Below are 26,683 nucleotides of genomic sequence, written 5' to 3' on the forward strand. Positions count from 1 at the left end.
AAGTCAGACGCCTAAACCGTTGCCGCGGGACTCGCCACGAACCCGAACCGCGCGGCGACTTCGGCACGACGCACCGCTTGCAGCGGCAACACCACACCGTCATTCCAGCGGAATTCACCGCTCATTGCATCGTCGGCGAGTTCGGCGTGATCGGAGAACACGTCCAGATCGTGATCGTGCAGAACCGCCACTCTGGGCGGCGTCGAGCGATCGGCAAACAGAATGCCGCCTTCTTCGTCGATCAACACCGCGGCGGGATCGAAGCTCTCTCCGGCCTGGTCCCTGAGCGCGAGCGCGTCGTGGTCGGCATCGGCAGAGGCATCGGCCGCGAATCTGACCACCCACGGCGTATAGCCCAGCTCCACATAAACCCGCTGCGGACCGTTCTGGAAAAACCACTGCCCGTGCTCATCGGCGGCGTAGTTGCGGTTGATGAAACCAAGCAGCGCGTCATGCCGGATCGGCGTACCGGGCGAGCCGCTCGCCTGGGCGGCCTCGTCGCGCATGCGCCAGGTGCCGCGCCGGTCGAGCATCAGCCAGCCGGTGCAACTCGGCACGTTCGGCCATTTCGCCAAGGCCTGTTTGACGATCTCATCCATGGTCGACGTGCCGCTCCAGGTAGCCGAACACGCGCCGCGACAGCCAGTCGATGCGGCCTGGGAACGGTCCGGTCATGAAGCCGGCGTGGCCGCCGTGCTTCGGTTGTTCAAGTTCCACCGCCGCCGACACGTCGTGCCGCGACGGCAACGCCTCCGCCGGCAGGAACGGGTCGTTGCGCGCATTCAGCACCAGCGTCGGCACCTGAATATGCGGCAGCAGCGGACGGGTGGTCGCCTGGCTCCAGTAGTCTTCGGTATTGCGAAAGCCGTGCAGCGGCGCGGTGACGACGTTGTCGAACTCGTACATGTTGCGGCTCGCGAGCATCGTGTCGCGATCGAACAGGCCGGGATACTGCACCAGCTTCTGCGTGGCCTTCTGCTTGAGCGTTTTCAGAAAGCTGCGGGCGTAGACAAGGCCGAAGCCCTGCGACAACGCACGGCCGCCGGCGTGGACGTCGATCGGTGTCGACACCGCCGCGGCCGCGCTGATGATGGCGGCGGCCTCTTCGCGCCGCTCGCCGAGCCAGCGCAGCAGCACATTGCCGCCGAGCGACACGCCCGCCACCACGATCGGCCCGTCGTGCGCGGCGCGCAGACGGCGCAGCACCCAATCGACTTCGTTGCTGTCGGCGAGATGATAGAAGCGCGGCAAGCGGTTCAATTCGCCTCCGCAACTGCGGAAGTGCGGCACCACGCCATGCCAGCCGGCCTCGCGCGCCGCCGCCATGAGCGACATCGCGTAGTGCGAGGCGGAACTGCCTTCGAGGCCGTGGAATAGCACGAGGAGCGGGGTGTCGGCCGACAGCGCCGTCGGCGAGTCGTGCGCCACCCAATCGAGGTCGATGAAATCGCCGTCGGGCGTATCCCAGCGCTCGCGTCGCAACGCCACCGCGGGGCGGCGCGCGAACAGCGACGGCACGATGGTTTGCGCATGCCGGTTCGGCAGCCAGAGCGGCGCGCGATACAACGATTCGACGGCGGCCGCCACGGCACGCGCCGCACCGGAGGACGCGGGCGCTGAATTAACCAGGGCTTCCGCCGGCTCGGGATCGGGAGAATGCTTGCGGAGCGTGCTCATACCGGCTGCGAAGACAAGAGAGTCAAGCCGAGCCGCACCTCAGTGCAGCGACCCCTGGTGGCCGTGCCGCATCTTGGTGGCGAACTGGCTGGCGGCTTCGTTCGGCATGGGGCTCGCATGAATGTGCGCGATGCGCCACTCCCCGCGTTCGTGAACCATCACGTAGGTCGTGAACACCATGGCGGGCGTCGCCTTCGGGTCGGCGGGACGGTGCGCTTCGGCAATTGCGTAGACGACGGTGCCGAGGCTGTCGTACACGCGAATGTCGAGCGGTTCGATCGTTACGCGCGTGGTTTCGAGCTGGATCTGCAAGCCGGCGCGAATACTGTCGAGGCCGTGCAGGTGGGAGCCGTCGGCACAGATGCAACTGACGAACTCCTCATCGATCCACAGGCCCATCAAGCTGTCGATATTGACCTCGGAAATGGCCTGATAGTAGGCGTTGAGGGTATCGGCGGCGGCTTCGAAGATATGGGCAAAACGTGGCATGGCTCGTCAGTCTCTTGTGCGCGGCGCGCGGTTGCGGGGCAGCGGTCAGCGGGACGGTCCGGGGCACCGGACCGTCTCACCCGAGCGCCAGATTGCCCGCGCTGCAAGGCGCGAACATGACGCGACGCGCTCAGGGGCGTGCGGTGTTGCGTGCAAGTGTCAATCGCCTCAGCGCTGCGTGAGCAGCATGCCGCGCAAATCGCTGAAGACCTGCTCGGCGCTCAACTGCTTCAGGCAGTTCAGATGACCGAGCGGACACTCGCGCTCAAAACAGGGGCTGCATTCGAGATGAAGCCATTGTACCTTCGCGAGCTCGGACAAGGGCGGCGTATGGCGCGGATCGGTCGAACCGTACACGGCCACCAGCGGCCGACGCAGCGCGGCGGCCACGTGCATCAGGCCGGAATCGTTGGTGACGACCGCGTTGGCCCGCGAGATCAGCGCGCAAGCCTCGCCCAGCGCGGTCTGGCCGCACAGGTTGCGCACGTTCGGCGCGCGTTCGGCAATGGCCTGGGCGAGCGGCGCGTCTTTCGGCGAACCGAGCGCGACGATCTGCGTGTACGGGAACGACTGGCCGACCATTTGCGCGAGCGCGGCGAAATGCTCGGGCGGCCAGCGTTTGGCGGGACCGTACTCGGCGCCGGGGCAGAACACCAGCAGCGGCACGCGCGTATCCAGATTGAAGCGCGCCGAGACCCGCGACGCTTCGTTCAGGTCGGCGTCGAGGCGCGGCATGGGCAGGTCGTCGGGTACCTTGGCGCCGGGCGCGTAGGCGAGCGCGGCGTACTGGCCGACCATCGGCGGACGCTCGTCCTTGCGCGGATTCGCGTGACGCACGTTGAGCAGGCCATAGCGGCTTTCGCCGGTATAGCCGATGCGCAGCGGCACGCCGGCCAGCCAGGGAATCAGCGCGGATTTGAGCGAATTCGGCAGCACGTAGGCCGCGTCGTAGCCGACGTCGCGCAAATCGCTCGCCAGTTGCCAGCGGCGCAGCATTTGCAGCTTGCCGTGCGCGAGATCCGTGGCGTAGACGTCGCGGATTTCCGGCATGCGTTCGAGTACGGGCGCAACCCACGAGGGCGCGACCGCATCGATCACGATGCGCGGATGCAATTTCACGAGGCGCGCAAACAGCGGCTGCGCCATCAATGCGTCACCGATCCAGTTCGGTGCGATAACCAACGCGCGACGCATCAGAGTGGGTGTCCGGTGTCGAAACGAAGCGCCGCGCGCGGTGTGCGCGTGGCGTTCGGATATGTCAAAAGGGAAGGGCCGCTCGCCGCATGGCGCGCTGCCGGCGTGGCCGGACGCGCCGCGGTGGCGGCCGTGTTGCGGTGTGCCTGCTGGTACGTTCGCGTAATCGCGACCCGCTGCGACTGTCGCTTAACCAGTCCGACCCGCAGTCCGACCCGCAGTCCGACTAGCAGCCCGATCAGACCCGGCAGGCAGCGCCGCAAGCGGAGCGTGCTTAGCAGAGCGGGATCAATGACCCCGAACCACTTCGCCGTCGCGCAGCTTGTAACGCGTGCTGCAGTACGGGCAGCGCGCTTCGCCGTGCGTGACGTCGATAAAGACGCGCGGATGCGCGCTCCAGCGCGGCATGGCCGGGTTCGGACAGTACGCCGGCAGGTCTTTCGCCGACAGTTCGACCAGCGGCATTTCCTTGATTTCGCTCATGGGACGTTCTCGTTGTATGCAGGGTTCGTGCGTTGCGCCTCAGGCGGGCGCAGCGCGCGTTAGATCTTGGTGAGCCAGTGCGCGTACTTGTCGCTCTTGCCGTTCACGATGTCGAAGAAGCCCGATTGCAGCTTTTCCGTGATCGGGCCGCGCGTGCCCGAGCCGATGGTGCGGTTGTCGAGCTCGCGGATCGGCGTGACTTCGGCGGCGGTACCGGTGAAGAACGCTTCGTCGCAAGTGTAGACCTCGTCGCGCGTAATGCGCTTTTCGATCACCTGGATGCCCGCGTCGCGCGCCAGCGTAATGACGGTGTCGCGCGTGATGCCGTCGAGGCACGACGACAGATCAGGCGTGTACAGCTTGCCGTTGTTCACGAGGAAGAAGTTCTCGCCCGAGCCTTCCGACACGTAGCCGTCCACGTCGAGCAGCAGTGCTTCGTCGTAACCGTCGGCGATCGCTTCCTGGTTGGCGAGGATCGAGTTGACGTACCAGCCCGACGCCTTGGCGCGCACCATGGACACGTTCACGTGATGGCGCGTGAACGACGAGGTTTTAACGCGGATGCCCTTGGCAATGCCGTCTTCGCCGAGGTAAGCGCCCCACGGCCACGCCGCGATCGCCACGTGGATCGTGTTGCCCTTGGCCGACACGCCGAGCTTTTCCGAACCGACCCAGATGATCGGGCGCAGATAGCAGGATTCGAGTTTGTTTTCGCGGACCACCTCGCATTGCGCGGCGGCGAGCGTTTCGTGGTCGAACGGCACGTCCATCTGGAAGATCTTGGCCGAGTTCAGCAAACGCTTGGTGTGTTCCTGCAGGCGGAAAATCGCCGTGCCGCCGTCCGCCGTTTTGTAGGCGCGGACGCCTTCAAAAACGCCCATGCCGTAATGCAGCGTGTGGGTGAGCACGTGGATCTTGGCGTCGCGCCAATCGATGAGCTTGCCATCCATCCAGATCTTGCCGTCGCGGTCGGCCATTGACATACGATTCTCCAGCGGGTGCGTTGTGAGTCCCCAAACCCGCCGCCGGGCGGCAGGTCCACGAAGGCGCAAGACAACCGGCGGTTGGCCCGGCGGTTTGTCGTGGGGTGGGGCGAAGAGCGTCATTTTAGCGTCTTTTGCACACGAAACGGGCATTCGGGCCGATGTCGGACGCTATAATCCAGCGCACGCATAATTCATATCCGGATGCGCCAGCGGGTGCTTGACGACCTGGCGCCGACTTCCCATCACAGCGGCGTTGTTTGGCGCCGTCGTATCGCCTCATGCTCGCTCGTCTGTCCGACACCGATCGCCGTGCCTTCCGTGAGGGCGCGCGCGACTATTCGCCGACCTTGATGGCGATTTTCTCGTGGGGTCTCGTCACCGGTATCGCCATGAGCAAATCGGTGCTCACGCTGCCGCAGGCGCTCACCATGTCGCTACTGTGCTACGCCGGTTCGTCGCAACTGGCGGTGCTGCCGCTGCTGGCCGCCAAACTGCCGATCTGGACCGTGCTGCTCACCGCGGCCATGGTCAATACGCGTTTCGTGATCTTCAGCGTCGGTCTCGCGCCGCACTTTTCCTATCTGCCCATGTGGCGCCGCATCGTGCTCGGCTACTTCAACGGCGACGTGATCTACCTGCTGTTTCAGAAGAAGAGCTTCCCGGCCGGCTTTCTGCCCGGCAAGGAGGCCTACTACTGGGGCATGGCGTTGTGCAGCTGGCTGTCGTGGCAGGTGTCGTCGATCGCGGGAATTCTGCTGGCGAGCCTGATTCCGGACAACTGGGGGCTCGCACTGGCGGGCACGCTCGCCTTGCTGCCGATCATGGTGTCGGCGATCGCGAGCCGTTCCACGCTGGTGGCGGTCAGCATTGCCGGCGTGGTGTCGCTGCTCGCGTTCGACCTGCCTTACCGGCTCGCACTGCCGCTCGCCGTGATCGCCGCGATCGTGGCCGGCAGCGCCGCCGACCTGATGGTCGAGCGCGCCGACTTGCGCCGCATTCGCAGCAGCGCTGGAGATTCCCGATGACCTCCACGCAGATCTGGCTCGCCATCTTCGGCATGACCTTCGTCACCGCGGTGACACGCGCCATGTTTCTAATCGGCGGCGAGCGTACGGTGTTGCCGCCGCGCGTGCAGAAGATGCTGCGCTACGCGCCCGCCGCGGCGCTGGCGGCAGTGGTGTTGCCCGACGTGCTGGCCATGCCCGCCGGCCTGTCGTTCGCGCCCTCCAACCATGAGTTCTACGCGACGCTGGCGGGTCTCGGCTGGTTTTTGTGGCGGCGCAGCATGCTCGGCACGATTGTCGTCGGCATGCTCGTGTTCACGTTGCTACGCCTTGTGCTGTAGCAGGCGACCAAGAAAATGCTGCATTGCCACATTCAATCGGCATTCAGCGCGCATTCTCCAAATACGGGACATTCGCCCGCTTGCGGGTCAGAAGGCAGTGTGGATCAGTTAAAATGCTTTTTTCCGGGATAACCGCGCTGGTGCAAGGCGCGCGAGCCGCGGTTTTGCCGCCGGCGCCCGATTCTGTGGAGCCGCTGCCGTGCCTTAGCGCTGGAGTTCGCCGCGCTGGGAAATGACAGCGCGCCATCCGCCACCGCCTTCTTCTCAACTCGCACACAAACGCCCATGAACAAGGTATTGCGTCTCTCTGATCTGATCGCCGAAGGCAAGCTTTCCGGCAAACGCGTGTTCATCCGCGCCGATCTGAACGTGCCGCAGGACGATCAAGGCAACATCACCGAAGACACCCGCATCCGCGCCTCCGTGCCGGCTATCAAGGCCGCGCTCGACGCCGGCGCCGCCGTGATGGTCACGTCGCACCTGGGCCGCCCGACCGAGGGCGCTTTCAAGCCGGAAGACTCGCTCGCGCCGGTCGCGAAGCGTCTGGCCGACCTGCTCGGCCGCGACGTGCCGCTGGTCGCCAACTGGGTCGAAAACGGCGTGAACGTCGCGCCGGGTTCGGTCGTGCTGCTGGAAAACTGCCGCGTCAACAAGGGCGAAAAGAAAGATTCCGACGAGCTCGCGCAGAAAATGGCGAAGCTCTGCGACATCTACGTGAACGACGCGTTCGGCACCGCACACCGCGCCGAAGCGACCACCCACGGTATCGCCAGATACGCGCCCATCGCGTGCGCCGGCCCGCTGCTGGCGGCTGAACTCGAGGCGCTCGGCAAGGCGCTTGGCGCGCCGAAACGCCCGCTGGTGGCGATCGTCGCCGGTTCGAAGGTATCGACCAAGCTGACCATTCTGAAATCGCTCGCCGACAAGGTCGATCAACTGATCGTCGGCGGCGGTATCGCCAACACGTTCATGCTGGCCGCCGGCCTGAAGATCGGCAAGTCGCTCGCCGAAGCCGATCTGGTGGACGAAGCCAAAGTGATCATCGAAGCCGCCAAGGCCCGCGGCGCGTCGGTGCCGATCCCGATGGACGTGGTCACGGCCAAGGAGTTTTCGCCGACCGCCAGGGCCGAAGTGAAAGCCGTCGCCGACGTGCAAGACGACGACCTGATCCTCGACATCGGACCGGAAACCGCCAAGGTGCTGGCCTTGCAACTGGAAAAGGCCGGCACGATCGTGTGGAACGGCCCGGTCGGCGTGTTCGAATTCGACCAGTTCGGCAACGGCACGAAGACCCTAGCGGACGCTATCGCCAAGTCGTCGGCGTTCTCGATCGCAGGCGGCGGCGATACGCTCGCGGCGATCGCCAAGTACGGCATCCACGACAAGATCAGCTATATCTCGACCGGTGGCGGCGCCTTCCTCGAGTTCCTCGAGGGCAAGAAACTGCCCGCTGTCGAAATTCTGGAATCGCGGGCTTAACGTGACGGCGCGCTCCCCCATGACAAAGTCTGCAAAAACGCGTGGCGCCAGGTCGCCGCGCAACACCGAAGCAGCACAGGCAGGGGAGCGCGCAACGCGCTCCGCGGCCACCCAGGCTGCGGCGGACCCGACCGCGGTGAACACCACGGAAACGCCGCAACCCGAAAAATCCGGCTCGCCCCTCGCGCACGCGGAGTTGACCACTACCGGCGAAGCAGCGGAATTGTCCATCGGACAAGCCGCGCAATCGCAGGCAGAACTCCCGGACGACGAGGTCGCGCTCGCCGAACCGCCAGCACGCCCCGTGCTGGTGTCGAACACCGCTTCACCCCATAAAGCGACGCTGGTTTCAACCGGCGCGCAGCCCCCGGCAGCATCTTTCGGTGCGCAGCCTCCGCATCCGACTCGCAGCGCTATTCCCAGCGATCTCACCCAGACGAGGAGACTCATGCATCGCGCCACCAAGATTGTCGCCACCATCGGACCGGCTTCCAGCACGCCCGAAATTCTGCTGAAAATGATTCAGGCAGGACTGGACGTGGTGCGGCTCAATTTCTCGCACGGCACCGCCGACGACCACCGCCAGCGCGCCGAATTCGTGCGCGAGGCGGCCCGCCAGGCCGGCCGTGAAGTCGCCATCATGGCCGACCTGCAAGGCCCGAAGATTCGGGTCGGTAAGTTTGAAAACGGCAAGATCATGCTGGTCGCCGGCGAGCCGTTCATCCTCGACGCCGAATGCGAACTCGGCAACGAGCAGCGCGCCGGTCTCGACTACAAAGACCTGCCGCGCGACCTGAAACCGGGCGACGTGCTGTTGCTCAACGACGGTCTGATCGTGCTGGACGTCGCGCGCGTGATCGGCAGCGAGATCCATACGATCGTCAAGATCGGCGGCGAGCTGTCGAACAACAAGGGTATCAACCGCCAGGGCGGCGGCCTGTCGGCGCCCGCGCTGACCGCGAAAGACATGGAAGACATCCGCACGGCCATGTCGCTCGGCGTCGACTATGTCGCGGTCTCGTTCCCGAAGAACGCCACCGACATGGAAATGGCTCGCCAGCTGGCGAACATCGCCGGTGCGCCGTTCGGCATCAAGCCGAAGATGATCGCCAAGATCGAGCGCGCGGAAGCGATTCCGGCGCTGCAGGGCATTCTCGACGCGTCGGACGGCATCATGGTCGCGCGTGGCGATCTGGCCGTGGAAGTGGGCAATGCCGCAGTCCCGGCGCTGCAAAAGCGCATGATCCGGATGGCGCGCGAATCGAACAAGTTCGTGATCACCGCGACCCAGATGATGGAGTCGATGATCTACGCACCGGTGCCGACCCGCGCGGAAGTCTCGGACGTCGCCAACGCGGTGCTGGACGGCACCGACGCGGTCATGCTGTCGGCCGAATCGGCGGCGGGCAAGTACCCGGTCCAGACCATCGAAACGATGGCGGCGATCTGCGTCGAAGCCGAGAAGTCGGAGCAGTCGGAGCTGGATAAGGATTTCCTCGACCGCACGTTCACCCGCATCGACCAGTCGATCGCGATGGGCGCGCTCTTCACCGCCTATCACCTGGGCGCGAAGGCGATCGTGGCGCTGACCGAATCCGGTTCGACCGCGCTGTGGATGTCGCGTCACTGGACCCACGTGCCGATTTTCGCGCTCACGCCGCGGGTCGGCAGCGAACGCGCCATGGCGCTGTACCGCAACGTGACCTCGCTGCACCTGGACACCAACACCGACCGCGACACCGCGTTGCAACAGGCGCTGGAAACCGTGGTGAGCAAGGGTTACGCGTCGCACGGCGATATGGTCGTGCTGACCGTCGGCGAGCCGATGGGTCAGGCCGGCGGCACGAATACGCTGAAAATCGTGCGAGTCGGCGAGCCGTATTGAATTGATTTGGCAGCACTGTCCGGCATGGGGCGGGAGCAGGCGCCAGGGGCGCTAACTCTCGTCGACAGCAGACAGACTGCCCGATCGGCACGGAGATGATTCAAGCGAAGCGACTGCATGCCCCGCGAGAGGCGGCGCGCAGGCGCCAATCGCGCATGGCGGCGTGAAGGAACGCCCGGCGCTTTAGGGCAGGCGTGATCAGGTGTACAGCGGGTATGCGGTTTGCTTCGCGATAAAATCGCCCAAAAGATGCCGACGGCACAAGAATTCGTTTCAATCTAAGGAGTTAAGCATGCCTCTCGTATCAATGCGTCAACTGCTGGACCATGCCGCTGAAAACGGCTACGGCCTGCCGGCATTCAACGTGAACAATCTGGAGCAGGTGCAGGCGATCATGATGGCGGCCGACAAGGTCAACGCGCCGGTCATCATGCAGGCTTCCGCCGGTGCGCGTAAGTACGCGGGCGAGCCGTTTCTGCGCCATCTGATCGAAGCCGCGGTCGAGTCGTATCCGCACATTCCGGTCGTGATGCACCAGGACCACGGCCAGTCGCCGGCGGTTTGCATGGCCGCGATCCGCAGCGGTTTCACCAGCGTGATGATGGACGGCTCGCTCGAAGCCGACGGCAAGAGCGTCGCGTCGTACGAGTACAACGTCGAAGTGTCGCGCCGCGTGGTGGATGCCGCGCACTCGATCGGCATCACGGTGGAAGCGGAACTGGGCGTGCTCGGTTCGCTGGAAACCATGAAGGGCGACAAGGAAGACGGTCACGGCGCCGAAGGCCTGATGACCCGCGAGCAACTGCTGACCGATCCTGAGCAGGCCGCCGACTTCGTCAAGCTGACGCAATGCGACGCTTTGGCGATCGCGATCGGTACGTCGCACGGCGCGTACAAGTTCAGCAAGAAGCCCACGGGCGACATTCTGTCGATCCAGCGCATCAAGGAAATCCACCAGCGCATTCCGAACACCCATCTGGTGATGCACGGTTCGTCGTCGGTGCCGCAGGAACTGCTCGCGGAAATCCGCGAATTCGGCGGCGACATGAAGGAAACCTACGGCGTGCCGGTCGAGGAAATTCAGGAAGGTATCAAGAACGGCGTGCGCAAGGTCAACATCGACACCGACCTGCGTCTGGCGATCACCGGCGCGATCCGCCGCTACATGGCGACCAATCCGGGCAAGTTCGATCCGCGCGATTACCTGAAGCCGGCGCGCGACGCCGCCATGAAGATCTGTATCGAGCGTTACACGCAATTCGGCTGCGAAGGCCAGGCGAGCAAGATCAAGCCGGTTTCGCTTGATAAAATCGCGGAGAAGTACAAGTCGGGCGAGCTCGCGCAACTGGTGCGCTAAGCCCCTTGAGTCCGCTAAGCTGATATCTGGCCCGACGCCCAGGCTTGATGCCTGGCTATCCGGCCAGGTTGTGGTTAGACCGCCGTTCCCGCATCATCCGGGGAACGGCGTTTCCCTTTTGTTCCGGTCACACTTTTTGCCCCACTTTTAGCGAACCACGACGATGTCTACCCTCTACGAATCCACGCTCCGCTCGCTGCCGTTGCTCGGCCGCGGTAAAGTCCGCGACAACTATGCGGTGGGCAACGACCAGTTGCTGATCGTCACGACCGACCGTCTGTCGGCGTTCGACGTCATCATGGGCGAGCCGATTCCGAATAAGGGACGCGTGCTCAACGAAATGGCGAACTTCTGGTTCGACAAACTCCAGCATGTGGTGCCGAATCACCTGACGGGCGTGGCGCCCGAATCCGTGGTGGCGGCCGACGAAGTCGAGCAGGTCAAGGGCCGCGCCGTGGTGGTGAAGCGCCTCGAGCCGATCCTCGTCGAAGCGGTGGTGCGCGGCTATCTGGCCGGCAGCGGCTGGAAAGACTACCAGGCCACCGGTTCGGTGTGCGGCGTGGAACTGCCGGCGGGTCTGCAAAACGCGCAGAAGCTGCCCGAGCCGATCTTCACGCCGGCCGCCAAGGCCGAAATGGGTCATCACGACGAAAACATCACGTACAACGAGATGGAACGCCGCATCGGCACCGAACTGTCGGCCACGATCCGCGACATCTCGATCAAGCTCTACAAGGAAGCGGCGGACTACGCGGCGACCCGCGGCATCATCATCGCGGACACCAAGTTCGAGTTCGGTCTGGACAACCACGGCAAGCTGTATCTAATGGACGAAGCGTTGACCGCAGACTCGTCGCGCTTCTGGCCGGCGGATCAGTATCAGGTCGGCACGAACCCGCCGTCGTTCGACAAGCAGTTCGTGCGCGACTGGCTCGAAACGCAAACGTGGAAGAAAGAACCGCCGGCGCCGAAGCTGCCGGACGAAGTGGTCACGAAGACGGGCGAAAAATACCAGGAAGCGCTCGAACGCCTGACCGGCCGGAAGCTCGCCTGATTACGGGTTGCACCGATCGAGACACAAGGAAGCCGTAACATGAGTGACGTTCAAACCGCCCATACGCATGGCGCGCCGGTTGTCGGCGTGCTGATGGGCTCCAGTTCCGACTGGGAAGTGATGAAAAACGCCGTGGCGATTCTGCAGGAATTCGGCGTACCGTACGAAGCGAAGGTGGTCTCCGCGCACCGCATGCCCGACGAAATGTTCGCCTATGCTGAAAGCGCGCGCGAGCGCGGGATCCGCGCGATCATCGCGGGTGCGGGCGGCGCGGCGCATCTGCCGGGCATGCTGGCGGCCAAGACCACGGTGCCGGTGCTCGGCGTGCCGGTGGCGAGCAAGTACCTGAAAGGCGTCGATTCGCTGCATTCGATCGTGCAGATGCCCAAGGGCGTGCCCGTCGCCACGTTCGCGATCGGCGAGGCGGGCGCGGCGAATGCGGCGCTGTTCGCGGTGTCGATTCTGAGCGGCACGAGCGCCGAGTATGCGGAGAAACTGGCGGCGTTCCGCGTGCGCCAGAATGAAGCCGCTCATGCGATGGTATTGCCGGCGCTGTAAGCGCCGGGATTGATCCAAAAAGACGTCCCCTGTCCGACCAGCGGTAGCGCTTACGCTGGTCCATACACGATGTTGCTGTCCGACCCCCGGCCGGGTGTCTGCCTGTCTGTCCTAAGGCAAGCCCACCCGGCCGCGACCGACCACTAAGATGAACCCAGACAACACACCGGTTTCACCGATTCTGCCCGGCGCATGGCTTGGCATGGTCGGTGGCGGCCAGCTCGGCCGCATGTTCTGCTTTGCCGCTCAGGCCATGGGCTATCGCGTCGCCGTGCTCGATCCGGACGAAAGCAGTCCGGCGGGCGCCGTCGCCGACCGCCATCTGCGCGCGGCTTACGACGACGAAGCGTCGCTGACCGAACTCGCGCGACTGTGCGCGGCCGTGTCGACCGAATTCGAGAACGTGCCGGCGGCAAGCCTCGATTTCCTCGCGAAGACCACCTTCGTCAGCCCGGCCGGCCGTTGCGTCGCCGTGGCGCAAGATCGCATTGCCGAGAAGCGCTTTATCGCGTCGTCGGGCGTGACGGTGGCGCCGCACGTGGTGATCGAGTCGTCGGACGCGCTCGCCGCGCTCGACGACGCCGCGCTCGAAGCCGTGCTGCCCGGCATCCTCAAAACCGCCCGCATGGGCTACGACGGCAAGGGCCAGATTCGCGTGCGCAACGCGGAGGAAGTGCGCGAGGCGTATGCGTCGCTCGCCGGCGTGCCGTGCGTGCTCGAGAAGCGTTTGCCGCTGAAGTTCGAAGTCTCCGCGCTGATCGCGCGGGCGGCGAGCGGCGCGTCGGTGGTCTATCCGCTCGCCCAGAACACCCATCGCGACGGCGTGCTGTCGCACACCATCGTGCCCGCGCCGGACGCGAGCCCGACGCTCGTCGAACAGGCGCAGCAGGCCGCGCTGCAAATCGCCGACAAGCTCGGCTATGTGGGCGTGCTGTGCGTCGAGTTCTTCATTCTCGAAGACGGCTCGCTGGTAGCCAACGAAATGGCGCCGCGCCCGCACAATTCCGGCCATTACACGGTGGACGCCTGCGCGACCAGCCAGTTCGAACAGCAGGTGCGCACCATGACCGGCATGCCGCTCGGCGACACGCGCCAGCACTCGCCGGCGGTGATGCTGAATATTCTCGGCGACGTGTGGTTTCCGGACGGCCCGAAGGGCGCGGCGGTCACGCCGCCGTGGCACGACGTGGCCGCCATGCCGGCGGCGCGTCTGCATCTGTACGGCAAGGAAGAAGCGCGCTGCGGCCGCAAGATGGGCCATGTGAACTTCACCGCGGCGACGCTTGAAGAAGCCCGCACCGCCGGGCGCGATTGCGCGCGACTTCTGCACATCCTCACGAGCTGACGCGCGCACCATGCCGGATCAACCGAAACCCGCTCAAGCCGAAGGCGTCGCGAGCGCCTTGCCCGTGAGCGCCGCGCAGATCGAGCACGCGGCCGCGTTGCTCGACGCGGGTGGGCTGGTCGCGTTTCCCACCGAGACCGTGTACGGCCTCGGCGGCGACGCCGAGAGTCCGGCCGCGGTCGGCCGGATTTACGCGGCGAAGGGCCGGCCGGCGAATCATCCGGTGATCGTGCACCTCGCGCCGAATGGCGATCCGAACTACTGGGTCGAGCATTTACCCGCCGACGCGCAACGTCTGATCGACGCGTTCTGGCCGGGCCCGCTCACGCTGATTCTGAAGCGTGCCGCGCACATCGACGCAGCGGTCAGCGGGGGGCAGGATTCGGTGGGCTTGCGTTGCCCGTCGCATCCGGTCGCGCAGGCGTTACTGCAAGCGTTCAGCGCATTGCGTGGCGGACATGGCGGCGTGGCCGCACCGTCGGCGAACCGCTTCGGGCACGTCAGCCCGACCACCGCGCAGCATGTGCGCGACGAGTTCGGCGGTGCGATTCACGTGCTGGACGGCGGCGCGTCGGACGTCGGAATCGAATCGACGATCGTCGATCTGTCGCGCGGGTTTCCGGCGCTGTTGAGACCGGGCCGCGTCACCCCGCAAGATATCGCCGACGTGCTCGGCGAAGCGCCCCGTCTGCCGGATGGATCGGACGCCACCGCGCCGCGCGCTTCCGGTACGTTGAAGGCGCATTACGCGCCGCGCACGCCGTTGGCGTTGTTGCCGTTCGGCGCGCTCGAACCCCTGCTGGCTGCCCGCGAGGCGGGCGAGCGGGTCGCGCTGGTGGCGCGGGCATCGCGCGCCGGTCACTGGGCGGACACCGACGGTGTGCATTTCATCGCCGCGCCTGAAGATCCGCATCTCTATGCGCGTGAGTTGTATGGCTTGCTCAGAGCGCTGGATCGCGCGAACGTGACGCGCATTCTGATCGAGAAGCTGCCCGACACGATCGAGTGGATCGCGGTCAATGACAGGCTGGGAAGAGCCGCCGCGGCGTTTGAAGCGCAGGGTTAACCGGCGGCGAGTTGCGATCCGCTTGTTCATGCGTGTCGATCGCGTGCGGCGCGTGGCGATTTTGCAGATTTCGCGCCTAACGTGGTCCGCTTAACGGCGGCCGAACCGCGACACCAACGCCACGCCCAGCACCCAGCGCCCGCACCCGCACCAACAAAAACGCCCGGCTCGATCACCAAGCCGGGCGTTTTCACATTTGCCTGCATCGCCGCTACACGGCGACCTCCACCTTACTTACCCAGACCCGTCGCCGCGATCTGTTGCGTCACGTACTGCGCGAACAGTGCATGCAGGTGCGTGCTCGGGTGCACCAGATCCGCGAACATGTAGGTCTGGTCGGCGCCGGCCACCGTATAAGTCTGCGGCGAGCAGAACAGCGACGAGCCGAACTGCGCGCCGTATTGAGCCGGCGTCAGGCCGTTCGTGGCGCTCGGGTTCGCGGTTGCGTACGCGGTTGCATTCGCCACCATCGACGTCAGGTTACATGCCGTGCCCGTGTTGGACACCGTGAAGCCCAGCGCCTGGTAGTTCGGCAATTGCTGATCCAGCCACGTGAACGCGTCCGCCACGATGACCTTGCCATTACCCACCAGACCGCGCGCCTGCAGGTTCTGCAGCAGGATGCCGTTATACGCGGCGGTGATGCCCGTCAGCAGCGCGGCAGCGCCCGGCGAGGCCGCATTGGCCTGCACGCCCTGCGGCGTATTGCCGATGTCCGGCACGGTCGAGACCACCACGTGCGTCGCGCCCGAGGCGACGATAGTTTGAATCTGCGCGGCGAGTTGCGCGGCCGCCTGCGCGATCTGCGGGTTCGGCAACTGTTGCAGGTAGCCGGCGATGAACGTCACCTGGCCTGCCGGCGTGTTCGGCAGTTGGCCGGCCGCGACGAGTTGCGGATATTGCGTAGCGAGCGCGGTGGCGAGCGCCGTCAGATTCGCCGTGGTGCCGGCGAATTGGAAGATGTCGTTCGCGCCGCCGTTGATCAGCACGAGCTGGTTCGCGTTGAAGCTTCCGTTCGCGCTCAGGTAGTTGGCCACCTGGGTCACGACCGGCACCGTCGTGGCCGCCATGTTGTTCGGCGCCCAGCCTTCGCCTTGCGGGTTGACGACGTCCGAGCCGCCTTGCGCGTAGCCGAGGCCGCCGGTTGCCACCAGCGGTTTGCCGAAGCCGCCCAGATACGCGGCGCTCAACGTGCCGCCGTAGTATTCCGCGACCTTCTGCGTCCACACTTCGCCCGGGTTGGTCGTAAAGCGGCCGCCGCCGAAGCTCGACTGGATCACCGGTGCATAGGTGCCGACGTCCGACAGGCTGTCGCCGAACGACACGACCTGCAGTTTCACGCCGCCCGCCGGGGTTGCGCTGGCGTTGTTGTTATTGTCGCTGCCGCCGCCGCAAGCGACGAGCATGGCAAACGCCGTGCTGGCCATGGCGATCTGCGTGACGCGCAACCAGGCTTGTTTTTTCGATGCTGTTTGTTTCATGTTGACTACATCTCCTCGTATGTGTGGCCCTTGCGCCATGTGTTGCAGGCAGCGCCCACCGCGTCGGCGGCGTGACGACAGCTTACAGAATCTTCTACGGCCTGCGCGGCGTTTCAAACGCAGTCGTATGGTTTTCCTCTACGTCCGCCATGCGGCTCGACGCGTTTGAACCGGCGGCACGACGCGCATGATAATCCGCGGCCCACGCGGGCGGCGCAAACAGCGCGCGCCACTTGTTGCGCCAGCCGCGCAAGCTCGCAAAGTCGGCGGCCATCGACGTCCATTCGTGAAACGTCGCCTTCAGCGGGTTGTAGGTGTGCAGCGGTTCGACGATGCCGTACACCGGCGCGTCGTGCGGATCTTCTTCCACGTAGCTGCCGAACAGGCGATCCCAGATCACCAGCACGCCGGCATAGTTGCGGTCGATGTAGCGCTCGTTGCGCGCGTGATGCACGCGATGAATCGACGGTGTGTTGAACACGTATTCGAGCCAGCCGAGCTTGCCGATCGCTTGCGTGTGCACGAAAAACTGGAAGCCGAGATTGATCAGCACGATGGCGACGATCTGCTTCGGCGGAAAGCCGAATACGGCGAGCGGTATCCAGAACAGCCACATGCCGGCGACCGGATACATCAGGCTTTGCCGGAAGGCGGTCGAAAAATTCATCCGCTCCGACGAGTGATGCACCACATGCGCGGCCCACAACCAGCGCACGCGATGGCTGCAGCGATGGAACACGTAGTAGAGCAGATCCTGCGCGATGAACAGCACCACGAACGAGACCCAGTTGGCCTGCCAGGTGGTGACGCGATAGTGATCGTAGAAGAACGCGTAGACGGGAATGATGGCGAGCCACGCGAGCTTGTCGGCGGCTTGCTGCATCAGCGCGAGTGCGGCGTTGCAGAGCGTGTCGCGCCAGCTATAAAGCTGCGCGTCCGGGCGTGTACGCCGCAGGTGCCACGCCTCCCAGCCGATGCATGCGAGAAAGACGGGCGCCATGGCGAGCAGCAGCAATTCCGCATCGAATTGCATGGTGTCTTCCTCCGTGGTCCCTGGCCGCTGCGCTGCACGCAGCGGGTCGTGTCGTTATCGTTTGATTAGGCCACGCGACCGCTACGGATGCATGGCTTGCGCGCCACGCGGAGCGTTTTACGCGCACCTCAAACACTGCCCGACAGCGTACACGCTTGGGAGCATTGCGGCGCGCGGCTTCGCTAGAAGAAAACCTCAGTGGGCCGCGCGCTGGTGCGGGTTTTTCCTGGGCTTGCTGGCGCGGCTGCCGCGTGGTTCCACGACCGGATCGGACACTTTCGTGAAGCCCTGGGACGGACCCTGATAGACCCATTCGAGCAAGGCGTCGTGAGCCGCGCGCGCGGCTTCCGAATGCGGATCGTTGATCAGGCTGACGACCACGTAGCTGTTGCCGTCCGCCGACGCCACGTAGCCCGCGATCGCCCGCACGTCGCGCAAGGTGCCGGTCTTGATGTGCGCGTTGCCGCCCGCGCCCTGGTTGGTGAGGCGGTTGCGCATGGTGCCGTCCACGCCCGCGATGGGCAGCGACTCCACGAACACCTGGGCGACCGGACTCGCATTGGCCCGCTGCAACAGATCGGCAAGCGAGAGCGCGGTGACGTGCTCGTCGCGCGACAGGCCCGAGCCGTTGTCGAGCGTCAGGTATTCCATGTCGACGGCGTCGCGGCGCAGGAACGCCTGGATCGCGCGCGCGGATTTGGCGGGCGTCGCGGGGGGCTTTTCCTCGGTGGCGCCGATGGTCAGGAACAGATTGCGCGCCATCGTGTTGTTGCTGAACTTGTTGATGTCGCGCACGATGTCGGCCAGCATCGGCCCTTCGTGCGTGGCGACCAGTTTGGCGCCGACCGGCACCGCGCCTTCGCGGGTCGCACCGTTGAAGGTGCCGCCGGTCTGTTGCCACAGCGCGAGAAAGCCGCCCGCGAAAAATGTCGAATGATCGAGCACGGCGACGTTGATCGTGCGCGGACCGCAGCGCACCGAATAGTCGCCGCTGAACGATGCGACGACCGTGCCGTTCGGCTGCGGCGCGACGCTCGGCGAGACCGTCGACGCATCGCCCCGGCACGGGCCGTTGACCGCATGCATCTGATTGTCGATCTGCAATTGCGCGAGGGCGGGCAGCACGTCGATCGCGACGCTACCGTCGGGCGACGGCGTCAGCGTGAACGACAGCGATTTGAAGGCATACAGCAACGGATCGGGGCCGACGTTGTACGGCGCGGTGGCGTCGTCGTCGAACGGCGGCAGGTCGCGCGTGGACGGATCGAAGTAGCGCTTGTCGAGCACCAGCGCGCCGTCGATTCCGTTGATGCCGGCCTTGTGGATCTTCTGCACGAGGTCGATCAATTCTTCCGGCACAAGCTTCGGGTCGCCCGTGCCCTGAATGTAAAGATTGCCGTGCAGCACGCCGTTGGCGTCGACGTTGCCGTCCGCGTACGCACTGGTGCGCCAGCGATAGTCGGGGCCGAGAATCGACAGGCCGGAATAGGTGGTGACGAGCTTCATCGTCGAGGCGGGCATCATCGGTTTGCCGGCATTTAGCGCGACGATCGGCGTGCGGTCGCCGACCTTTTCGACGACCACGCTGATCGACGACAAAGGCACGTGCGCGCGCTGCAAGCCGAGCATGACCGGCTGCGGCAGCACGGTGGTGACGTTGACGCTCGGATGCGTCGCCTTGACACGCGCCTGCGCGGCGAGCGGCAGCGCGGCAGCGGCGCCGCTGCCGAGCACGGCGCAGGCGAGCAACCAGCCGGCCGCTGGCCGCTGCACGAAGCGGCGCGGCATCGAAGAGGCGGAAGCAGTAGCGAAAACCGGGGAGGACAAGAAGCGCGAACGCGGCGCGACCCGGTGCAGGCGGCGTGCGAGAGAAGACAGAAAAGCGTGCGTCATGGACGGGCGAAAAAGCAGGAGGTCAGGGCGTGGAGACGCGGCAATCCGGGAATGCGTCGACGCAGCGCATAGCGTGTCCGTTCCGATCGTGTTGCCACTCTGTAAGAGGCGAAAGCATCGAAAGGCCCCACGCGTTTGCGAACGATCGACGCGTTCCGCATACACGGCGCGTTGCGCGCGCCATCCGGCGCCGCGCGACGCAAAGCGCCCATTGTAGAGACATGCCGTGAGGCTGCGGTGAAAAAAGCGTCAACGGGCGTGCGCGGCGATGGCGGGCGCTAGAATGCGGCATCGATCAACGTTTCGGAACGGATAACCATGCGCATCTTGCTAGTCGAAGACGACCGGATGATCGCCGAAGGCGTGCGCAAGGCGCTGCGCGGCGAAGGCTTCGCGGTCGACTGGGTGGAAGACGGCGAAGCGGCGCTCAGCGCGGCGGGCTCGCAACCTTACGATCTGCTGCTGCTCGATCTCGGCCTGCCCAAACGCGACGGTCTCGACGTGTTACGCACACTGCGCGCGCGCGGTCATGCGCTGCCGGTGCTGATCGTCACCGCGCGCGACGCGGTGGCCGATCGCGTCAAAGGCCTCGACGCCGGCGCCGACGATTACCTTGTCAAACCGTTCGATCTCGACGAACTCGGCGCCCGCATGCGCGCGCTGATCCGCCGTCAATCGGGCCGCAGCGATTCGACGATTCGCCATGGCAATCTGACGCTCGATCCCGCCTCGCATCAGGTCACGCTCGACGGCTCGCCGGTCGCCTTGTCGGCGCGCGAATTCGCGCTGCTGGAAGCGTTGCTCGCGCGCCCCGGCGCGGTGCTGTCGAAGAGCCAGCTCGAGGAAAAAATGTACGGTTGGGGCGAAGAGATCGGCAGCAATACCGTCGAGGTCTACATTCACGCACTGCGCAAGAAGCTCGGCGCGGAATTGATTCGCAACGTACGCGGCCTCGGCTACATGATCGCGAAGGACGCCTGAGCCGATGCGTTCGATTCGTCGTCAATTGCTCATTTGGCTGCTGGCGCTGGTGTTGCTCGGCGTCGGCATTGCGGGGTGGTTGATTTACCGCCAGGCACTGGCGGAAGCCAACGAACTGTTCGATTACCAGTTAGAGCAGATTGCCGCGGCGTTGCCGTCGGAACCGTTCTCGCAAGTGCTCGGTTCGCGCGATACCGGCGACGAAGGCATCGTGCTGCAGATCTGGAACCGCAACGGCGTGCTGATGTACTACTCGCGGCCGCGCGCACCGCTCGCGCCGCGCGCCGAGCTGGGTTTTTCGACCGAGCACACCGAGCGTGGCGACTGGCGCGTGTATGGCGCGATCGTCGGCGATAACGTCGTGCAACTGGCGCAGCCGGTGTCGGTGCGCAACCGTCTCGCGGCGAGTGTCGCGCTGCGCACGCTGTGGCCGCTGATCGTGCTGCTGCCGTTGATGGGCGTGGCGGTGTGGGTGATCGTCGGGCGCGGCCTGAAGCCGTTGCGGCGGGTGACCAGCGCGCTCGACACGCGCCATCCCGAAGCGCTCGATCCGTTGCCCGATCAGCGTCTGCCGCTCGAAGTGCAACCGCTCGTGCGGGCGCTGAACGGCCTGCTCGAGCGGCTCGCCACCGCGCTCGACATTCAGAAAGCGTTCGTTGCCGATGCCGCGCATGAGTTGCGCACGCCGCTCGCCGCGGTGCAGATTCAGGCGCAACTGGTGGCGCGCGCGAAAGACGACGCGTCCCGTAGTGAAGCGCTGACCGATCTGCAGGCGGGTGTGACGCGTGCCACGCGTCTTGCCGAACAACTGCTCGCGCTCGCGCGTTCCGAACCGGACGGCCTCGCCGCCACCGACGCAATCGATCTGCGCGCGTTGCTGCAGGACTGCGTGATGAAGTACCTGCCGCTCGCGCAGAATCGCGGCGTCGATCTCGGCATCGACGCGAGCGAAGCCGCCACGGTAATCGGCGACGCCGACGCGTTGCGCGTGATGTTCAACAACCTCGTGGACAACGCAACCAAATACACGCCGCGCGGCGGCCGGGTGGACGTCAGTCTGCATGTCGAAGACGGACACCCCATCGTGCGCATCGCCGACAGCGGTCCGGGCATCGAGCCGGCCGAACGGGATCGCGTGTTCGACCGTTTCTATCGCGCGGGCGCCAGTGCGAATCGCGCGCGCACCGATGTCGCGGGCAGCGGCCTGGGGCTGGCGATCGTGCGCAGGATCGCGACGCAACACCATGCGGCCGTGTCGCTCGACGAGTCGCCCGCGGGTGGCTTGCAGGTCAACGTGCGCTTCTGAGGAAGTCGAGGCTTTCCGTTCGTAAAGTGGCTTAAATCCGGCTTGAACGGGACTTAAAGCGGCCCTGACGATAGGCTTGGAGCGATCTGGCGCTGCTTAAGACTCTTTTAAGCGATGCCCCGTACGCTTCGAGTCATCCAGTAGCCTCTTTCTCCCAGTCAGGAGTACACGATGAACGCGAAAACCTTGTCCCGCAGCGCTGTTGCAGTAGCTGTCGCCCTGGCGCTGTCCGCCGGCTATGTGGCGGGGCATCGCGACGTGCCCGCGCCGCAGGTGATCACGCCGGCGCAAGCCGCCATGATGCCCGCCGAAGCCGCAGCCAAAACCGGCATTCCCGATTTCTCGGGGCTGGTCGAAACCTACGGCCCGGCCGTCGTCAACATCAGCGCGAAGCACGTGGTCAAGCAGACCGCGCTGCGCAGTCAGGGCAACGGCGGTAACGCCGGCGGCAATCAGTTGCCGATCGATCCGAGCGATCCGTTCTACCAGTTCTACAAGCACTTCTTCGGCGGTATGCCGGGCATGCAAGGCGGCGACGGCGGCGGCGATGCGGCCGATCAGCCGAGCGCGAGCCTGGGCTCCGGCTTTATCGTCAGCAGCGACGGTTACATCCTGACCAATGCGCACGTGGTGGACGGCGCCAACGTCGTCACCGTGAAGCTGACCGACAAGCGCGAATTCAAGGCCAAGGTGATCGGCGCCGACAAGCAGTCCGACGTCGCCGTGCTGAAGATCGACGCGAGCAATCTGCCGACCGTGAAGATCGGCGATCCGCGTCAGAGCAAGGTCGGCCAGTGGGTGGTCGCAATCGGCTCGCCGTACGGTTTCGACAACACCGTGACCTCGGGCATCATCAGCGCGAAGTCGCGTTCGCTGCCGAACGAGAATTACACGCCATTCATCCAGACCGACGTGCCGGTGAACCCGGGTAATTCGGGCGGCCCGCTGTTCAATCTGCAAGGCGAGGTGATCGGCATCAACTCGATGATTTACTCGCAGACCGGCGGCTTCCAGGGGCTGTCGTTCGCGATCCCGATCAACGAGGCGATCAAGGTCAAGGACGACATCGTCAAGACCGGTCATGTGAGCCGCGGCCGTCTCGGCGTCGCGGTGCAGGGCATGAACCAGACGCTGGCCAATTCGTTCGGCCTGCAGAAGCCGCAAGGCGCGCTGGTCAGCTCGGTCGATCCGGGTGGCCCCGCCGCGAAGGGCGGCTTGCAACCGGGCGACGTGATTCTGTCGGTGAACGGCGAGACGGTCGGCGACTCGACGGATCTGCCGGCGCAGGTCGCGGGGCTGACGCCGGGTAGCTCGGCTACCGTGCAAGTGTGGCGCGACAAGGCCACCAAAGATCTGAAGGTGACGATCGGTTCGTTGTCGGATGCGAAGGTCGCCTCCGACAAGGTGGATCAGCCGACCCAGTTGCAAGGCCGTCTCGGCGTGGCGGTGCGGCCGCTGACGCCGGAAGAGAAGAGCGGCGCCTCGATTTCGCACGGTCTGCTGGTGCAGCAGTCGGGCGGGGCGGCGGAAAGCGCCGGCATCCAGCCGGGCGACGTGATTCTCGCGGTCAACGGCCGGCCGATCACCACCGTTGATCAGTTGAAGCAGATCATCGCCGGCGCCGGCAATAGCATCGCGCTGCTGATCCAGCGCGACAACGCGCAGATCTTCGTGCCGGTGGATCTGGGTTGATCGTCGAGCGGGCAGGGTTCGGTTGTGCCGGGTCCTGCCGGCTGATCTGCCGACGGACTGGCGGAGCGCCTGGCCGATTTGCCCGGGAATTGAAGTAACGCTTGCCGGTCCTTGCACTTACTGCCTGCGAACCGGCATTTTTTTATCCGCTTTCTATTGCTGTTTTCGATCGAGCGATACCGAAGCAAGGTGCTGTGCGCCGTGCAGCGCGGCGCAACAGCGGTTTTCAGACGACGCGATCTGCCTCGTGGCACGCAGGTTGCGTCTGCCTTGATCCGGGCCGTCGAGTGACGGTGCCGGAAGGGATACGACTTCAACAAGGAGCGAACCGATGAAAACCCAACGCAAGCAGCGAAGGATCGTAGCCGCCGCGCTATGCGCAGCGCTCACGCTCGGTCTGGCGGGCGGCGCGTATGCACAGCAGTCGAACGGCACCACCGGCGGCACGACCGCCGACGATAGCAGCGCGGGCAATGCCAACGGCGGGGGCATGCCGCAAATCCAGCACAAGGGCGACGTCGCGTTCGTGTCGGGCGGCGTCGGCCAGGACGAATCGAAGGCGCTGCAACATGCGCAAGGCCAGTGGCCGTTGTCGTTGCGCTTCACGGGCCCCGGCTCCGACTTTCTCGCGGATGTCCACGTGCGAGTGGTCGACGCCCATGACGGCGAGGTGCTGAGCGCCACGTCGCGCGGACCGTACATGCTGGTCAAGCTGCGCCCCGGCCGCTATACGGTGCATGCGCAGTACAAGGATCGCGACCAGAGCAAGACCGTGACGATCCCGGCCAAGGGCTCCGCCAAGGCGGATTTCTACTGGACGACGCAGTGACCGTGTAATTGGGCCGAGCGGCTTCTGTTGCGCGCGTCAGGAAGCGCGCACACTTGCCGGGAGTTTGGCCGATAATGAAGCCACGGGCGCCCCCCGTGGCTTTTCAGTTTGTACGACCCGTTTGTACCAGCCGTTTGTGCGACGCGTTTGTAGACCCGTTCGCACGATCGCACCTCATCACGGAGCCGGGACATGAGCGATGCCTTGACACCTCACGGAAGCCCAGGCACGGGCGCGGGCGGACACACCATCTCGATCGTCGGCAATAGCCACCGGGTGAGGATGATTCACGGCGGCGTCACCATGGCCGATACCCAGGCCGGTCTCACGCTCTCGGAAACCGGTCTGCCGGACGTGTTCTATTTCCCGCGCGCGGACGTGAACATGGCCCGCCTCGAACGCTCCACGCATACTTCGCACTGCCCGTTCAAGGGCGACGCGTCATACTTCCATCTACGCACTGAAGATGGCCTGATCGAGAACGCCGTCTGGAGCTACGAAACGCCGCTCGAGCCGGCGCAACAGATCAAAGGGTATCTCGCGTTCTACGCATCGCGTGTCGATCGGATCGATCAGACTTCCTGATCCGACCGCACGCGTTTATCCGGGGAGGCTGCAATGGAATTGAACGACGCGTTGAGAATTCCGCTTGGCGCCTCCGACGTCTGGGAAGCGTTGCAAGACCTCGCGCTGTTGCGCGCCAGCCTGGACAACTGCGAGTCGTTCACGCGTCTCGCTCACGGCGAATATGAGCTGGTGCTGACGGTGCCGCTCGGGCCGTTGCGCGCGCGTTACGAAGCGCGTGCCCACGTAGCGGGGCAGGATTCCGGACCGGCCGACGCGCAGCGCCGCACTATCAACTTCAAGGCCCGCGCCGAAGGGATCGGCGCGTTGCGCGGGCAGATCGAGGTGCGTCTGCGGGCGGACGAAAGCCCGCTCGGCGCGGGCAAACAGCGCGGCACACGGATCGATTACACGATCTGGGCGACTTCGTCCGGACCGCTCGCCGAACTGCCGACACGCCAGCTCGAAAACGCGCTGCATCAGCTGGCGGATGATTTCTTCGCCGAATTCGACGCGGTGGTGCGGGCGAAATACGGTGAAGGTCCGAATCGCGCGCGGGGTTCGGCGGCGCGTCGTCAGCATGTGTTTCTACGGCCGATCAACCTTGGCGGCATCGCGCGGCGCGCGCGCGCGGATCACAACGAGCTGACCGGGCGCGCGGCGAGTGCGTCGCATGGCGCATCGCACGGGGTGTCGCGGCACGAGTCCAGTCCGCATGCGCTGCCTTACTGGGCATGGGCGGCGATGATCTTTCTGGTCGCCTTGTTGCTGTATGTCGCGCGCTGGATTAGCGAGCGCTGAGAGCTGGATTGTCGCGTCGATGCGACTACGAAATCCTGGCGACCGACTACGAAACGCCGTTGGCGGCATAGGCTTCCGCACGCCGCCTTCCCGCCTTCACGTTCCCCGAAACTCCCGCCGCCAGGCGGAAGGCGACGTGCAAAACGCTTCCGCGAAATGCTGTCGTAACGACGCAGTGGAACCGAACCCCGCGATCGCCGCGATCGCTTCCACCGATTCATCGCTGCTTTCCAGCAGTTGCTGCGCGCGCGCGAGCCGCTGCGCCAGCAGCCACGCGCCGACGGTCGTACCGGTGGCGAGGCGGAAGCGTCGCGTGAAGGTGCGGCGGCTCATCAATGCGCGCGCGGCCAGCGTGTCGAGCGTGTGCGGTACGTCCAGATTGCCGCTCACCCAGTCGAGCAGGCCGGACAGCCGGTCGCCGCGCAGGTTCGGCGGAATCGGCTGCTGGACGTATTGCGCCTGACCGCCCTGCCGATGCGGCGATACCACCAGCCGGCGCGCCACATAGTTGGCGACTTCCGCGCCGCACATCTTGCGCAGCACGTGCAGACAGCAGTCGAGTCCGGCAGCCGTGCCGGCGGAAGTGAGCACGTTGCCGTCGTCGACGTAGAGCACGTCGGGATCGAGCCGCACGCGCGGGTAACGGCGCGCGAAGTCGTCGGCGCAGGCCCAGTGGGTGGAGGCCGGCCGGCCGTCGAGAATCCCGGCGGCCGCCAGCACGAATGCGCCCAGACAGAGCCCGACCAGTTGCGTGCCGCGTGCGTGCGCCGCGCGCAACGCGGCGAGCAGTTCGGCGGGCGGTGTCTCGTCCGGATCGCGCCAGCTTGGGACGATGATCGTGTCGGCGTCGGCAAGCGCTTCGAGTCCATGCGTGACGGCGATCGAGAAACCGGCGGTCGTGGTGAGCGGACCGGTTTCGGCGGCGCAGACGCGAAAGTCGAAATCGGGCAGGCCGCCGTCGCTGCGATCTTCGCCGAATACCACACAGGGGACGGCCAGGTGAAACGGGCTGATGCGGTCGAACGCAACGACGGCGACGACGTGGCGGGGTGGGACGGGCGGGGCCGAAGCCGAACCGGACGCGAGCACGGAGACTGCCATCGATCACCTCGACAATTCAACAATGGCCCGATTCTATCGATTTGTGTCATTCGGGTCACTGTCAGGGAACCGGCCGCCGGCCAA

General features: G+C 65.3%; 25 protein-coding genes. 15 read left to right on the forward strand and 10 right to left on the reverse strand.

Annotated features, from left to right (window positions below; all coding sequences use genetic code 11):
• Positions 1 to 11: 11 nt before the first annotated feature.
• From BX591_RS04220 to BX591_RS04250, 6 genes are all read right to left on the reverse strand, one after another.
• A complete protein-coding gene (locus BX591_RS04220; RefSeq protein ID WP_111929480.1) occupies positions 12 to 599 on the reverse strand; it encodes a DUF2946 family protein in 588 nt (195 codons plus the stop codon).
• Positions 592 to 1,677 (reverse strand): hydrolase, encoded by a 1,086-nt coding sequence (locus BX591_RS04225; protein ID WP_111929481.1) that lies wholly within the window; start codon positions 1,675 to 1,677, stop codon positions 592 to 594. Before BX591_RS04225 ends, BX591_RS04220 begins: the two co-directional genes overlap by 8 nt.
• Before the next feature lie 39 nt (positions 1,678 to 1,716).
• Entirely contained in the window at positions 1,717 to 2,166 is a 450-nt protein-coding gene (locus BX591_RS04230; protein WP_111929482.1) for a nuclear transport factor 2 family protein, read from the reverse strand.
• Positions 2,167 to 2,334: 168 nt separating this feature from the next.
• The gene (gene waaF, locus BX591_RS04235; RefSeq protein WP_105509336.1) at positions 2,335 to 3,360 is read right to left on the reverse strand and encodes a lipopolysaccharide heptosyltransferase II; all 1,026 of its coding nucleotides are present in this window, start codon (positions 3,358 to 3,360) and stop codon (positions 2,335 to 2,337) included.
• Positions 3,361 to 3,648: 288 nt separating this feature from the next.
• Positions 3,649 to 3,843 carry a zinc-finger domain-containing protein gene (locus tag BX591_RS04245; protein WP_035548391.1) on the reverse strand — a complete coding sequence of 65 codons (195 nt, stop codon included), beginning with the start codon at positions 3,841 to 3,843 and terminating at the stop codon, positions 3,649 to 3,651.
• 59 nt (positions 3,844 to 3,902) lie between these two features.
• Entirely contained in the window at positions 3,903 to 4,826 is a 924-nt protein-coding gene (locus BX591_RS04250; RefSeq protein ID WP_111929484.1) for a branched-chain amino acid transaminase, read from the reverse strand.
• Positions 4,827 to 5,107: 281 nt separating this feature from the next.
• On the opposite strand from BX591_RS04250, the gene BX591_RS04255 reads away from it, so the two are divergent.
• The 9 genes from BX591_RS04255 (at position 5,108) to BX591_RS04295 (ending at position 14,918) form a co-directional block, all read left to right on the forward strand.
• Complete coding sequence (locus BX591_RS04255; protein WP_111929895.1) at positions 5,108 to 5,854, forward strand: AzlC family ABC transporter permease; 747 nt, start codon at positions 5,108 to 5,110, stop codon at positions 5,852 to 5,854.
• Complete coding sequence (locus BX591_RS04260; RefSeq protein WP_111929485.1) at positions 5,851 to 6,174, forward strand: AzlD domain-containing protein; 324 nt, start codon at positions 5,851 to 5,853, stop codon at positions 6,172 to 6,174. Before BX591_RS04255 ends, BX591_RS04260 begins: the two co-directional genes overlap by 4 nt.
• Positions 6,175 to 6,459: 285 nt before the next feature.
• Positions 6,460 to 7,653 carry a phosphoglycerate kinase gene (locus BX591_RS04265; protein WP_111929486.1) on the forward strand — a complete coding sequence of 398 codons (1,194 nt, stop codon included), beginning with the start codon at positions 6,460 to 6,462 and terminating at the stop codon, positions 7,651 to 7,653.
• A gap of 448 nt (positions 7,654 to 8,101) precedes the next feature.
• Positions 8,102 to 9,538, forward strand: a complete 1,437-nt coding sequence (pyk, locus tag BX591_RS04270; RefSeq protein WP_105509545.1) for a pyruvate kinase — start codon at positions 8,102 to 8,104, stop codon at positions 9,536 to 9,538.
• A gap of 292 nt (positions 9,539 to 9,830) precedes the next feature.
• Positions 9,831 to 10,895, forward strand: a complete 1,065-nt coding sequence (gene fba / locus BX591_RS04275; protein ID WP_111929487.1) for a class II fructose-bisphosphate aldolase — start codon at positions 9,831 to 9,833, stop codon at positions 10,893 to 10,895.
• A gap of 163 nt (positions 10,896 to 11,058) precedes the next feature.
• Positions 11,059 to 11,949 (forward strand): phosphoribosylaminoimidazolesuccinocarboxamide synthase, encoded by an 891-nt coding sequence (locus BX591_RS04280; RefSeq protein ID WP_111929488.1) that lies wholly within the window; start codon positions 11,059 to 11,061, stop codon positions 11,947 to 11,949.
• 39 nt (positions 11,950 to 11,988) lie between these two features.
• Entirely contained in the window at positions 11,989 to 12,507 is a 519-nt protein-coding gene (gene purE, locus BX591_RS04285; protein ID WP_035548372.1) for a 5-(carboxyamino)imidazole ribonucleotide mutase, read from the forward strand.
• 148 nt (positions 12,508 to 12,655) lie between these two features.
• Positions 12,656 to 13,852 carry a 5-(carboxyamino)imidazole ribonucleotide synthase gene (locus BX591_RS04290; RefSeq protein WP_111929489.1) on the forward strand — a complete coding sequence of 399 codons (1,197 nt, stop codon included), beginning with the start codon at positions 12,656 to 12,658 and terminating at the stop codon, positions 13,850 to 13,852.
• A 10-nt stretch (positions 13,853 to 13,862) separates the two neighbouring features.
• Positions 13,863 to 14,918 (forward strand): L-threonylcarbamoyladenylate synthase, encoded by a 1,056-nt coding sequence (locus BX591_RS04295; RefSeq protein WP_111929490.1) that lies wholly within the window; start codon positions 13,863 to 13,865, stop codon positions 14,916 to 14,918.
• A 230-nt stretch (positions 14,919 to 15,148) separates the two neighbouring features.
• On the opposite strand, the gene BX591_RS04300 is transcribed toward BX591_RS04295, so the two are convergent.
• The 3 genes from BX591_RS04300 to dacB form a co-directional block, all read right to left on the reverse strand.
• Positions 15,149 to 16,399, reverse strand: coding sequence for an SGNH/GDSL hydrolase family protein (locus BX591_RS04300; RefSeq protein WP_111929491.1), 1,251 nt, complete (start codon positions 16,397 to 16,399; stop codon positions 15,149 to 15,151).
• Between the two features lie 94 nt (positions 16,400 to 16,493).
• The gene (locus BX591_RS04305; RefSeq protein WP_111929492.1) at positions 16,494 to 17,432 is read right to left on the reverse strand and encodes a sterol desaturase family protein; all 939 of its coding nucleotides are present in this window, start codon (positions 17,430 to 17,432) and stop codon (positions 16,494 to 16,496) included.
• Between the two features lie 195 nt (positions 17,433 to 17,627).
• Positions 17,628 to 19,325 (reverse strand): D-alanyl-D-alanine carboxypeptidase/D-alanyl-D-alanine endopeptidase, encoded by a 1,698-nt coding sequence (dacB, locus tag BX591_RS04310; RefSeq protein ID WP_111929493.1) that lies wholly within the window; start codon positions 19,323 to 19,325, stop codon positions 17,628 to 17,630.
• A gap of 318 nt (positions 19,326 to 19,643) precedes the next feature.
• On the opposite strand from dacB, the gene BX591_RS04315 reads away from it, so the two are divergent.
• The 6 genes from BX591_RS04315 (at position 19,644) to BX591_RS04340 (ending at position 25,498) form a co-directional block, all read left to right on the forward strand.
• A complete protein-coding gene (locus BX591_RS04315; protein ID WP_111929494.1) occupies positions 19,644 to 20,306 on the forward strand; it encodes a response regulator in 663 nt (220 codons plus the stop codon).
• A gap of 4 nt (positions 20,307 to 20,310) precedes the next feature.
• Positions 20,311 to 21,612, forward strand: coding sequence for an ATP-binding protein (locus BX591_RS04320; RefSeq protein ID WP_111929495.1), 1,302 nt, complete (start codon positions 20,311 to 20,313; stop codon positions 21,610 to 21,612).
• Positions 21,613 to 21,783: 171 nt separating this feature from the next.
• Positions 21,784 to 23,304: a DegQ family serine endoprotease gene (locus BX591_RS04325; protein ID WP_111929496.1), complete on the forward strand. Its 1,521-nt coding sequence runs from the start codon at positions 21,784 to 21,786 to the stop codon at positions 23,302 to 23,304.
• A 331-nt stretch (positions 23,305 to 23,635) separates the two neighbouring features.
• Positions 23,636 to 24,133, forward strand: a complete 498-nt coding sequence (locus BX591_RS04330) for a carboxypeptidase-like regulatory domain-containing protein (protein ID WP_111929497.1) — start codon at positions 23,636 to 23,638, stop codon at positions 24,131 to 24,133.
• Between the two features lie 192 nt (positions 24,134 to 24,325).
• Positions 24,326 to 24,718, forward strand: coding sequence for a DUF427 domain-containing protein (locus BX591_RS04335; RefSeq protein ID WP_111929498.1), 393 nt, complete (start codon positions 24,326 to 24,328; stop codon positions 24,716 to 24,718).
• A gap of 33 nt (positions 24,719 to 24,751) precedes the next feature.
• Positions 24,752 to 25,498, forward strand: coding sequence for an SRPBCC family protein (locus BX591_RS04340; RefSeq protein ID WP_111929499.1), 747 nt, complete (start codon positions 24,752 to 24,754; stop codon positions 25,496 to 25,498).
• A gap of 96 nt (positions 25,499 to 25,594) precedes the next feature.
• Here the strand turns inward: BX591_RS04340 and BX591_RS04345 are convergent, their stop codons facing one another.
• The gene (locus tag BX591_RS04345; RefSeq protein WP_111929500.1) at positions 25,595 to 26,599 is read right to left on the reverse strand and encodes a helix-turn-helix domain-containing protein; all 1,005 of its coding nucleotides are present in this window, start codon (positions 26,597 to 26,599) and stop codon (positions 25,595 to 25,597) included.
• Positions 26,600 to 26,683: the final 84 nt, after the last annotated feature.

This window comes from Paraburkholderia bryophila, from assembly GCF_003269035.1.
Classification (GTDB): domain Bacteria; phylum Pseudomonadota; class Gammaproteobacteria; order Burkholderiales; family Burkholderiaceae; genus Paraburkholderia; species Paraburkholderia bryophila.